The sequence below is a fragment of the Staphylococcus pasteuri genome (assembly GCF_030547725.1).
Taxonomy (GTDB): Bacteria; Bacillota; Bacilli; order Staphylococcales; family Staphylococcaceae; genus Staphylococcus; species Staphylococcus pasteuri.
In genome coordinates this window covers 1-259 of the sequence record NZ_JAUOQO010000510.1, presented here as the reverse complement: position 1 = coordinate 259, position 259 = coordinate 1, and the positions used below count along the sequence as shown (strand labels likewise).

At 44.4% G+C, this 259-nt stretch carries 1 protein-coding gene; it reads left to right on the top strand.

Annotated features, from left to right (window positions below; translation table 11 throughout):
• The coding region (locus Q4528_RS14540) for a hypothetical protein (protein WP_303522356.1) at nt 1–259 on the top strand (259 nt) is incomplete at both ends.

Genomic DNA, 259 nt, shown 5'->3' with positions numbered 1-259 from the left:
ATCTGACACTTACTTATTAACGGCCGAGGACATCGACAAGAAAGTCTCGGTAGAGCTTAGTTACACAGTGAATGGAAAAACCTTTGTTGTAGAGTCAGATTTTTCCAATAGTGTTGTGCATGTTAACCATCCAGCGGTTGGCAGTGTGAGTATAAGTGGAGATGTTGAAGAACAGTCTACGGTGACGGCTGTGTTGCAAGCCAACGACGCCGATGGCATTGAGAATATGTCAGTGACGTATCAATGGTTTGATGAGAGC